The sequence below is a fragment of the Arthrobacter sp. TB 26 genome (genome assembly GCF_000427315.1).
Classification (GTDB): Bacteria; Actinomycetota; Actinomycetes; order Actinomycetales; family Micrococcaceae; genus Arthrobacter.
The window spans coordinates 1-10056 of record NZ_AUPJ01000277.1 but is presented as its reverse complement, the minus strand read 5'-3'; the positions used below and the strand labels follow the sequence as shown (position 1 = coordinate 10056).

Here is a 10056-nt window from a genome sequence, read left to right as displayed (position 1 = left end):
AAAACATCCGCAGGCCGGCGGCGATGGCGGTGTCGGCGGTGGCGTGCTGGCCGCCGTCGCTGAAGGAGTCCGGGGTGACGTTCAGGATCCCCATCACAAGCGTCCGGTCCGTGGGAAGATCCTCGAATTTCGCTGCCGGGCGGGACTTGCGCAGTACGGGCAGGGGCGAAGTCGCGGGTCCGGTTCCGGGGGCTGCGGCTAGGGAGTCCATAGTCTGTGTTCTTACCTTCCGATGATGAGGCTCATGGCTTCGGCACGGGTGGCCGGGTCATGGAGTTGCCCGCGTACCGCGCTGGTGACGGTCCTGGCGCCGGGCTTGCGGATGCCGCGCATGGACATGCAGAGGTGTTCGCATTCGACGACGACGATTGCGCCGCGCGGCTTGAGATGGGTGACGAGGGCTTCGACGATCTGGGTGGTCAGCCGTTCCTGGACCTGGGGGCGGCGGGCAAACATGTCCACCAGCCGCGCCAGTTTGCTCAGCCCGGTGACCTTTCCGTCGTGGGAGGGAATGTAGCCCACATGGGCGACGCCGTGGAACGGAACAAGGTGGTGCTCGCACGTGGAGTAGAACGGAATGTCCTTGACCAGGACCAGTTCCTCGTGGTCCAGGTCGAAGGTGGTGGCGAGGATTTCCGCAGGATCGTGGTGGAGTCCGGCGAACATCTCGGTGTAGGCCTTGGCGACCCGTTTCGGGGTGTCCAGGAGGCCGCTGCGGTCCGGGTCCTCGCCGATGGCGATCAGGATCTCACGGACCGCCGCCCTGATCCGGGCCTGGTCCACGGGCGCGGGGCCGGGGACGGCCCCTCCCGCCGCCAAAGGTTCGGTGGCGGGAGCGTCGTCGTCGTCATTGAAGAAAGAAGTCACGGAAGAAGCCTAGCCGGGATGGCCGTCGGGCCCGAGATCCGTTACACCGCCTTGGAACGGCTCCTGTCCGGAGACACCCTGGGCGTGCGGCGGGAAGGTGTCCAGCGGTTCCTCGAGGCGTGCTTCCTTGGCTTCTTCCTGGGCCTCGCGTTCGGCCTTCTCGCGGCGGGACTCCACGGGGCCGACGTCCTGGATTGGACGGGTCTCCTTGGAGAGCCAGATCTCGCGGAAATCGCGCTTGCGGATGTTGATGAAGACCTGGGCGATTTCGGCCTGGTTCAACGTTTCGCGTTCCAGCAGTTCGAGGGCCAGCTCATCCAGGACGTCGCGGTTCTCGGTCAGGATGGCGTAGGCCTCGTCGTGGGCACCCTCGATGAGGCGGCGGACTTCCTCGTCGACGATGTAGGCGATCTGGTCGGAGTAGTTGCGCTCGTGGCCGGCGTCGCGGCCCAGGAAGGGCTCGCCGCCGCCCTGGCCGAGGCGCACTGCGCCGACCCGTTCGCTCATGCCGAACTCGGTGACCATCTTGCGGGCGATCCCGGTGGCCTTCTCGATGTCGTTGGACGCGCCGGTGGACGGGTCGTGGAACACGAGTTCTTCCGCGACGCGGCCGCCCATGGCGTAGGCCATCTGGTCGAGCAGTTCGTTGCGGGTCACGGAGTACTTGTCGTTCTCCGGAACCACCATGGTGTAGCCCAGGGCGCGGCCGCGGGGCAGGATGGTGATCTTGGTGACCGGAGCCGAATTCCGCAGCGCCGCCGCCACCAGGGCGTGCCCGCCTTCGTGGTAGGCGGTGACTTTCCGCTCGTGTTCCTTCATGACGCGGCTGCGCTTCTGCGGGCCGGCCATCACACGGTCGATGGCCTCGTCGAGGGCGCGGTCATCGATCAGGTTGGCGTTCGAGCGGGCTGTCAGCAGTGCGGCCTCGTTGAGGACGTTGGCCAGGTCCGCCCCGGTGTACCCGGGGGTCTTCTTGGCCACGGCCCTCAGGTCGACGCCGGGAGCCATCGGCTTGCCCTTGGCGTGGACCTTCAGGATCTGGTCGCGGCCGATCAGGTCGGGCGCCTCGACGGAGATCTGTCGGTCGAAGCGGCCCGGCCGCAACAGGGCCGGGTCGAGGACGTCGGGCCGGTTCGTGGCGGCGATCAGGATGACGTTGGTCTTGACGTCGAAGCCGTCCATTTCGACCAGCAGCTGGTTGAGGGTTTGCTCGCGTTCGTCATTGCCGCCGCCGATGCCGGCACCGCGGTGTCGTCCGACGGCGTCGATCTCGTCCACGAAGATGATGGCGGGCGCGTTGGCTTTGGCCTGCTCGAACAGGTCGCGGACGCGGGACGCGCCGACGCCGACGAACATTTCAACGAAGTCGGAACCGGAGATCGAGAAGAACGGAACGCCTGCCTCGCCGGCGACGGCGCGGGCCAGCAGGGTCTTACCGGTACCGGGAGGGCCGTAGAGCAGGACGCCCTTGGGGATTTTGGCACCCACGGCCTGGAACTTCGCCGGTTCCTGGAGGAATTCCTTGATTTCTTCGAGTTCCTCGACGGCCTCGTCGGCTCCGGCGACGTCGCCGAAGGTGACCTGGGGCATGTCCTTGTTGACCAGTTTGGCCTTGGACTTGCCGAACTGCATGACCTTGGAGCCGCCGCCCTGCATGCGGGAGAGCAGGAACCAGAAGAGGACACCGAGAAGGATGACCGGAATCAGGAGGGAGAACAGTCCGGCGAACCAGTTGTTCTCGACCGGCTGGTCGGTGTAGCCGCTCGGCGGGCGGGAGTCCGTGACGGCCTTGACCACGTCAGCGGCGCGGGCATTGACGTAGTAGAACTGGATGTTCTTGCCCTTGTCCTGGCCGTCAACCTGCAGGTTTTCCTTCAGCACCAGGTCCACGCGGTTTTCCGCGTCGAAGATCTTGGCCTGTTCAACCTTGCCGCCGTCGGTCAGCAGCGCAAGACCCTTGTCGGTGTCGATCCGGGACGAACCGCCCGGGGACAGGGTCGCAAAGGCCAGCAGGAGCATGCCAACAACAACGACAATCCAGATGCCCGGGCCCTTGAAGAAACTCTTAGCTTTCATCTGTTCGGGGCAGGCCCCGTCCCTCCTGGTAGTGCTGCACGGCGACCGATCTGCGCGCGTGTGGTGCTGCATCAGTGTCTAGCTATACACCGTCGCAGTAGCTCACGCACGGTGAAGTCCAAAAGTTCCCTGAGGGCGTAGCGGGGCCGGGCAGGACCGGCCCCGTGCCGGACCTGTCCTGCCGGGTTTGTCCTGCCGGACGCGGCGGCCGTCTGCTACTCGTAGACGTGCGGTGCCAGGGTGCCGACGAAGTCCAGGTTGCGGTACTTCTCGGCGTAGTCCAGTCCGTAGCCCACCACAAACTCGTTGGGGATGTCGTAGCCGACGTACTTGACGTCGATCTGGACCTTCGCGGCGGTGGGCTTGCGGAATGCGGTGCAGATTTCCACCGACGCGGTGCCACGGGATTCCAGGTTGGTCTTGAGCCAGGACAGGGTCAGGCCGGAATCAATGATGTCCTCGACGATCAGGACATCCTTGCCCATGAGGTCAGTGTCCAGGTCCTTGAGGATACGGACCACGCCGGAGGACTGCGTGCCGGACCCGTAGGACGAGACGGCCATCCAGTCCATTGAAACGTGGCTGTGAAGGGCACGGGCGAGGTCGGCCATGACCATCACGGCGCCCTTGAGCACGCCGACGATCAGCAGATCGCGGCCTTCGTAGTCCTTGTCGATCTGGGCAGCGAGTTCGGTGATCCGTGACTGGATCTGCTCCTTGGAGTACAGAACGTGCTTGAGATCTGACTGGACGTCGTTTGAATCCACCAATAACTCCTGTGTAGATGCGGGGGCGACTATATTTTGGGCGGTTTTTGAGGCCGGAATACAAGCTTCCCACAGCGGGCCGCTTCGCGGGGAACACCGCCGGGGCCGGGCTGCCCCTCGGCGAGGAGCTGCGCGAGTGAGAGCCGGTAGACGCTGACCCCGCCGGGGAGCTCCACGGGACCCGCAGATCCCTGCCGGCGGAGGAGCGCCTCCGCGGCGAGGAGCCGCTGGTAGCTGGGCTGCTGGCCTCCGACGGTGGCCGCGGCCTTTGCGATGACCCGGAACCTGACGGCCGGCGCGAGCCCGCGCAGGGCCTCCTCCGGGAGGCTGATCGTGCCACCGGATTGTTCCCGCAGCTCGAGGAAGGTGTCATTCGCCACGTCCTCGAGGTAGTCGGCGTCCAGCTGCAGGATTGCGGCAGTCCGCGCGAGCGATTCCGCCACCCCCGGACCAAGCTTCTCCTCAAGCAGCGGCAGTACCTCGACGCGGGTCCGGGACCTGGCGAACGCCGGATCCGCGTTGCTCGGATCGTGCCACGGGTCCAGGCCCTCGGCCTCGCAGATCGCGAGGGTGTCGGCGCGGCGCAGCCCCAGGAACGGCCGCAGCAGGCGACCACGGGCAGGCCGCATCCCCGCCAGGGAACGCGTTCCCGAGCCGCGGGCGAGCCCCAACAGCACCTGTTCGGCCTGATCGTCAAGGGTGTGGCCGAGCAGGATGGCCGCGGCTCCGGCGTCGTCCGCGGCGGCTTCCAAGGCGGCGTGCCGGGCGTCCCGGGCGGCAGCCTCCGGGCCCATCCCGGTGGAGGCGACCGTGACTGTACTGACCTGGACGGGCGACAGGCCCAGTTCCCGCAAGGCCACCGCAGCAGCGGCGGCGACGTCGGCGGAACCGGGCTGCAACTGGTGGTCGACGACGACGGCGCCCACGGAAATGGGGTGGCCGTCCACGTGCCCGCGGCGGGCGAAGTAGGCGGCGACGGCGGCGAGGGCCAGAGAATCGGGTCCGCCGCTGCAGGCGACCAGGACACGTTCCGGGTAGCCCGCTCCGGCAAGCGCGTCCTGCAGCACTTTCCGTGCCGTGCCGACGACGGGAGCCAGCCGGCCGGGCCGGCGCCGGCCGCTGGAAACCCGGCCGCTGGAAGCGGGACTGGATGTCACGGGAACTAGTGCCCCATCCGTTCGAGCCAGAGCCTGGAGTTGTGGATTTCAGTCTCGCTGGGCAGGTGGTCTGCGGACTCCCAGACCTTGTTGAAACCCTCCATGCCGGCTACATCCACCACTTCACGGACAAACTTTGACCCGTCGCTGTACTGGCGCATCTTGGCATCCAGCCCGAGCAGGTTGCGGATGAACTTTTCAATCACGCCGCGGTCCGCGCCCCGGGTGTTGAAGCGCTGCCGGATGGTCTTCACGGACGGCACGATGCTCGCGTCCACCGCGTCCATCACCACGTTGGCGTGCCCTTCGAGCAGGCTCATCAGGGCGGTCAGGCGTGAGATCGCGGCCTTTTCCTCGGGGTTCTGCAGCAGGTCAAGGATGGCGCCCCGGCTGGGGGCGGCGCCGGACGCGGTGCGGTCCTTGAGCGATTTCGCTGCGGCGGAGGCCCGTTCCATCAGGGAGTCGACGTTGCCGAGCAGCTGGCCGCTGAGGCTTTCGATCTCGTCCAGCATGTGGTGCCGGAGCCAGGGCGCGGCAGCGAACTGCACCCGGTGGGTCTGCTCATGCAGGCAGACCCAGAGCCGGAAATCCTCGGGTTCGACGTTGATTTCGCGCTCGACGGAGATGATGTTCGGCGCCACGAGGAGCAGGCGCCCGGCGGCGGGGGCGGTCGAGTTCTCGGCAAGGGCGGAGAAGGGGTCGTACTGGCCCAGGACCTTGCTGGAGAGGAACGCGAGGATGGCGCCGAGCTGGCTGCCCGTGATGGCCCCGCTGACGCTGGCCGCGCCGGGGTTCAGGGTGCCGCGGCGGCCCTCGAGCATCTTTTCCATCGCCGGTTTGAGCATCACGGCGAAGCTCTGGGTGTTGGCCTTGGACCAGGACGCCCGGTCCACCACCAGGACCGAGGAGTCGCGGAGGTCACGGGCGGCTTCCAGGCCAGTGATGTCATGGACGTGGGGCACGGAAATGTCCGCCATCAGCCGCAGGTTGTCTACGGCGGCACCGATTTCCGCCGATCCCAGGGTGGGCCCGGCCGGTGTCAGCCGGGCGGCGGTGGAAGCGGCAAGCTCCCAGTTGATGAGTGCTTGGGCTTGGGCTGATGTCTCGCTGGCAGAGGACTCCATAGGCTCCATCAGATCACAGGGGACTGACAATCCGCCTTAAATCATCGCCGTCGTGCAGGCCATCCGTTGCTCCGTAACTGCCGTTTTGGGGGTCCAAAAGGGCGTTTACGGAGCAGTCGACGGTTCGACGGCTGCCGCAGGTGTCAGCGGCAGCCGCATCCGGCAAGGACGGAGGCGGTGCGGTCCAGCGCGGCCTTGTTCGCCGCCCCCGGGGTCAGGCCGTTACCGATGAAGGAAAACACCAGGAGCCGTCCGTCCGCGTCGACGACGTAGCCGCTCAGGGCGATCACCGTGTTCAGTGTGCCGGTCTTGGCCCGGACCAGCCCTGCACCGCGCGCCGTCGCGGCGTCCACGTACCGCCCCCCCAGGGTTCCGGTGAGCCCGGCGACGGGGAACCCGGCCAGGGCGGCGCGCAGCCGGGTGTCCGCGCCCGAGGTGATGGCCCGGACCACTCCGGTGAGCTGGCGGGCGGAAACCCGGTTGGCCAGCGCCAGTCCGGAGACGTCCGCGGCACGCAGGGTGGCGGCGGGGATTTCCAGGCCTTCCAGCTGCTGCAGCACTGCTGCCACGGCGCCCTCATTGCTGCCGGGCTTTCCGGCCGCCACCGCCGTCATTCGGCCGATCGTCTCGGCCAGGTAGTTGTCCGAGGTGCGCAGCAGCAGGTCCACCTGCTGGCCAACGGTGGCGGACTGGACCTCGGCCAGGACCCTGGTTCCGGCGCTGCCGGCGTCCGTCCCGGCCGGGACCCGGACAACGCCGGGCGCCACCGTCATTCCGGCGGCGGCGGCCGCGGTCGAGAGCTGGGCGGAAAACGCCTCGGCGGCGCTCATCGCGGCGTCCTGGGGGCGGGGGCCGGTGGTCTTGGCGGGGTCGAACCGGGCCGCATTCACTGCCAGCGGGAACAGCGGCGCGACCTCACCGGCGGCAACATCCTCCGGGCTCCAGGCCGGGTTCAGCGCGGGACCGGTGAAAAGTGAGTCGTCGAGCAGCACCGTTAAGGGGACGGAGACGCCGTCGTCCTGCAGGGCTCGGACGGTTGACTGGGCGAGGGTGGCGAGCCCGGCATGGCCCAGCACGGCGCCGGGGACCGATTCGCCGGAGCCCAGGAGCACGTCCCCGCCGCCGGTGAGCACGACGGCGCCGGGGGCGGCGCCCGCCACGGCCTTGGTACTGAAGCGGCGCTCCGGGCCGAGGGTGCGCAGGGCTGCGGCGGCCGTGAACAGCTTCATGTTGGAGGCAGGTACCCGGGCCGTGTCGCCGGACCGGTCGAAGAGCACTTCCCCGGTGAGGGCGTCCTGCACCACTCCGGTGAAGCTGCCGGCGCCGTCGGTCTTCAGGGTTTCGTTGAGTTGAGCCGAGAGGGGACCCGCTGCCGGAACGGGAGCGGCGTCCGTGAGCGGTTCGATGCCGTCCATGGTGCCGCCGGTGCGGGCGGCCAGGGTGCCGGGGACCTGCTGCCAGGGCGGGGCGGCCTGGGCCGTAGTTCCGGAAGGGGCGGGGCCGAGGAAGGCTGGCGCGAGGGCGATGCCGGCGGGGAGGGCGAGCGCCACGACCAGCAGGGTCTGCAGCAGCAGCGGGAGGCTCCGCCGCAACAGCCCGGCGACCGGGTCCGCGCCCGGGCGGCTCGTTCTGCGTTTCATGCTGCTACTGGTCCTTTAGTCCTGAAATGTCCCCACTAGTTCCTGAAACCTGGGCCTCTCGCTATATCCTCAATAGTAGTCGGCGGCACCGGCAGCGCTTTTTGTGAATGTCACGGGTGCCGCGAACCCCCTGAATTCGTCGAGGAGCATTCCATGAAGCATGACGTGACCATCGAGATCCCCAAGGGATCACGTGTCAAGTACGAAGTCGACCACGAAACGGGCCGCGTCCGCCTGGACCGCGTCCTGTTCACCTCCATGCAGTACCCCACGCACTACGGCTTCTTCGAGAACACCCTGGGTGAAGACGGCGATCCGCTGGACGCCCTCGTGCTGCTGCAGGACTTCGACCTGCACCCCGGCGTCATCGTCGAGTCCCGTCCCATCGGCGTGTTCAACATGACCGACGACGGCGGCGGAGACGCCAAGGTGCTCTGCGTGCCGGCCGACGCCCGCTTCGATCACATCAACGAGATCAGCGACGTCAGCGAATACCTGATCAAGGAAATCGAGCACTTCTTCACCCGTTACAAGGACCTGGAGCCGGGCAAGTGGGTCAAGGCCGAGGGCTGGGGCGACCGAGCCGCCGCCGAGGCCGAGCTTGAGGCATCCATCAAGCGTTTCGTGCCGCACACGCACTAACCTCCCAACTCCAACGCGGGGTCACTTACCGCCCATCCGGCCGCCGGACATGGGCCGCAAGTGACCCCGCGTTGCTGTTTAAGCCGGGTCAGGAATGTGTGAAATCGTTATCTCATGAACGACGTGCCTGCTTTTAGTCCTCCCTGCGGTCCGGTCACCGGATGGCATGACGGTGAGGTGGTGCGCGCCACCGGAATCCCCTACGCCACGGCGGGACGTTTCCAGCCCCCGGCCAGTCCGCCCGACTGGACCGAAGTCCTCGCCGCCACGTCCCTTTCCCCGGCGTGCCCGCAGGCCCCGGTTCCGTTCCTGGACGACATCCTCGGCACCCGCTATGGGGAGCTGCCCGGCAGTGAGGACTGCCAGCGGCTCTCCATCACCCTGCCGGCCGGCCTCGCCGGAAACGAACGCCTGCCCGTGATGGTGTGGCTCCACGGCGGGTCCTACACCTCCGGCTCCGGGGACCTGGCGATCTTCGACCCCAAGGCCCTGGTGGCCGAGAACGGGGTCATCGTGGTGTCCGTGACCTACCGCCTCGGCCTGTTCGGCTACCTCGCAACCGGCACGGGCCGGCCCGCGAACCTCGGCCTCCTTGACCAGCTGGAGGCCTTCCGCTGGGTGCAGCGCAACATCAGCGCCTTCGGCGGCGACCCGGGAAACGTCACGGCCTTCGGGCAGTCCGCCGGAGGCGACGCCGTCGCCCACCTCATGGCGACGCCGGAAGCCCCGGCCCTATTCCAGCGCGCCATCATCCAAAGCGCACCCCTGGGCATCACCCGGGGAAGGGAAAAGATGAGCACCGCCATGGGCATCGCCGCGGAAACCGTCACCGAAGACACCCCGGCGATGGACGTTGTGGAAATCGAGGGGCACGTATCGCAGGTGGCCCGGAAGTTCGGGCTGATAGCGGCCATGCCGTTCGGCACCCAGTACGGGCACGCCCCCTTGCCGGCGGAATCCGGCATTGAGGACGCGTGGAACGCCACGGCCCCCGGGATCGAGGTCCTGATCGGACATACCTCCGAGGAAGCCCGGATGTTCCTGCCGCGCAACCGCGCCGTCAGCCGCCTGTCCCAGGTCCCGGTGCTCGGGACCGCCGTCGTCCGTGCCATCAACTGGGGCGTGACAGAGGCGGTGTACGGCAGGGCCGCCAGGAAATTCGCCCGNCCCGCCGTCACGCCCGGGCCGGCGGCACTGCGTACAGCTACGTGCTGTCCTGGGCCGCGCCGGGAAACTTCTACGGCGCAGCGCACACTGTGGACCTGCCACTGCTGTTCGGCAACGAAAGCACGTGGGCAGGAGCCGGGCTGCTCACGGGCGCCAGCTGGGAGGAAATCAACGCCCCGGGCCGTGAACTCCGCGCCATTTGGGCCCGCTTTGCCTCCGGGGAGGGTCTGGACAGCCATGGCGGGATTCCCGGCGTCCTCCGGTACCGCTCGGTCTGAGTCGAAGGAACTCTCGCATGAACAGTTCCCTGGCCCCTCCCGGCAGACCGCGGTGAAGACCCTCGGCGTCGACCTCCCCGCGGCCACCAGGAAAACTGCGGCCGCCGCCCTCGAATGGAGCGACGGAACCGCCCGGACCGGGCTGATCCCGCTCAGTGTCTCCGCCGACAGGCTGGCACACCCGGCGATGCGCTGCGCGGTCATCCAGGCCAAAATTGCACGGGCTCACGGGCCGCAGTCCAGGGACGGCAGCGGCCGGCTCGCTGAGGTCTATCCGGCCGCGTCCCTGGAGTCCTGGGGGTTGCTGGCCCGCGGCTACAAGGGACCCGGCGGCGCGC

General features: G+C 67.9%; 8 protein-coding genes and 2 pseudogenes (1 of these 10 only partly in view). 3 read left to right on the top strand and 7 right to left on the bottom strand.

Annotated elements, in window-relative coordinates:
• From folP to dacB, 7 genes and pseudogenes are all read right to left on the bottom strand, one after another.
• A pseudogene (gene folP, locus K789_RS0109955) lies at positions 1–211 on the bottom strand (dihydropteroate synthase); it reaches 731 nt to the left of the window's first position.
• An 11-nt stretch (positions 212–222) separates the two neighbouring features.
• Complete coding sequence (folE, locus tag K789_RS0109950; protein ID WP_024366626.1) at positions 223–867, bottom strand: GTP cyclohydrolase I FolE; 645 nt, start codon at positions 865–867, stop codon at positions 223–225.
• Positions 868–876: 9 nt separating this feature from the next.
• Positions 877–2943, bottom strand: coding sequence for an ATP-dependent zinc metalloprotease FtsH (gene ftsH / locus K789_RS0109945; RefSeq protein WP_024366625.1), 2067 nt, complete (start codon positions 2941–2943; stop codon positions 877–879).
• Positions 2944–3158: 215 nt separating this feature from the next.
• On the bottom strand, positions 3159–3710 hold the full coding sequence (gene hpt, locus K789_RS0109940; protein ID WP_024366624.1) for a hypoxanthine phosphoribosyltransferase: 552 nt from the start codon (positions 3708–3710) through the stop codon (positions 3159–3161).
• Between the two features lie 29 nt (positions 3711–3739).
• Positions 3740–4777 carry a tRNA lysidine(34) synthetase TilS gene (gene tilS / locus K789_RS0109935; RefSeq protein WP_024366623.1) on the bottom strand — a complete coding sequence of 346 codons (1038 nt, stop codon included), beginning with the start codon at positions 4775–4777 and terminating at the stop codon, positions 3740–3742.
• A 95-nt stretch (positions 4778–4872) separates the two neighbouring features.
• Entirely contained in the window at positions 4873–5991 is a 1119-nt protein-coding gene (locus K789_RS0109930) for a zinc-dependent metalloprotease (protein WP_024366622.1), read from the bottom strand.
• Between the two features lie 143 nt (positions 5992–6134).
• Positions 6135–7631, bottom strand: coding sequence for a D-alanyl-D-alanine carboxypeptidase/D-alanyl-D-alanine-endopeptidase (gene dacB / locus K789_RS0109925; RefSeq protein ID WP_024366621.1), 1497 nt, complete (start codon positions 7629–7631; stop codon positions 6135–6137).
• A gap of 153 nt (positions 7632–7784) precedes the next feature.
• On the opposite strand from dacB, the gene K789_RS0109920 reads away from it, so the two are divergent.
• From K789_RS0109920 to K789_RS22775, 3 genes and pseudogenes are all read left to right on the top strand, one after another.
• A complete protein-coding gene (locus K789_RS0109920) occupies positions 7785–8273 on the top strand; it encodes an inorganic diphosphatase (protein WP_024366620.1) in 489 nt (162 codons plus the stop codon).
• Positions 8274–8387: 114 nt separating this feature from the next.
• Positions 8388–9718, top strand: a pseudogene (locus K789_RS22780) (carboxylesterase family protein).
• Positions 9678–10056, top strand: a 379-nt coding sequence (locus K789_RS22775; protein ID WP_029704827.1) for a DUF429 domain-containing protein, incomplete at its 3' end; no start/stop codon positions are given. The pseudogene K789_RS22780 and the gene K789_RS22775, both read left to right, overlap by 41 nt.

What these genes read in the sequence shown, in the direction of transcription:
- ftsH (WP_024366625.1), bottom strand. Translation starts at nt 2,943, where the DNA reads ATGAAAGCTAAGAGTTTCTTCAAGGGCCCGGGCATCTGGATTGTCGTT.
- K789_RS0109930 (WP_024366622.1), bottom strand. Translation starts at nt 5,991, where the DNA reads ATGGAGTCCTCTGCCAGCGAGACATCAGCCCAAGCCCAAGCACTCATC.
- dacB (WP_024366621.1), bottom strand. Translation starts at nt 7,631, where the DNA reads ATGAAACGCAGAACGAGCCGCCCGGGCGCGGACCCGGTCGCCGGGCTG.
- K789_RS0109920 (WP_024366620.1), top strand. Translation starts at nt 7,785, where the DNA reads ATGAAGCATGACGTGACCATCGAGATCCCCAAGGGATCACGTGTCAAG.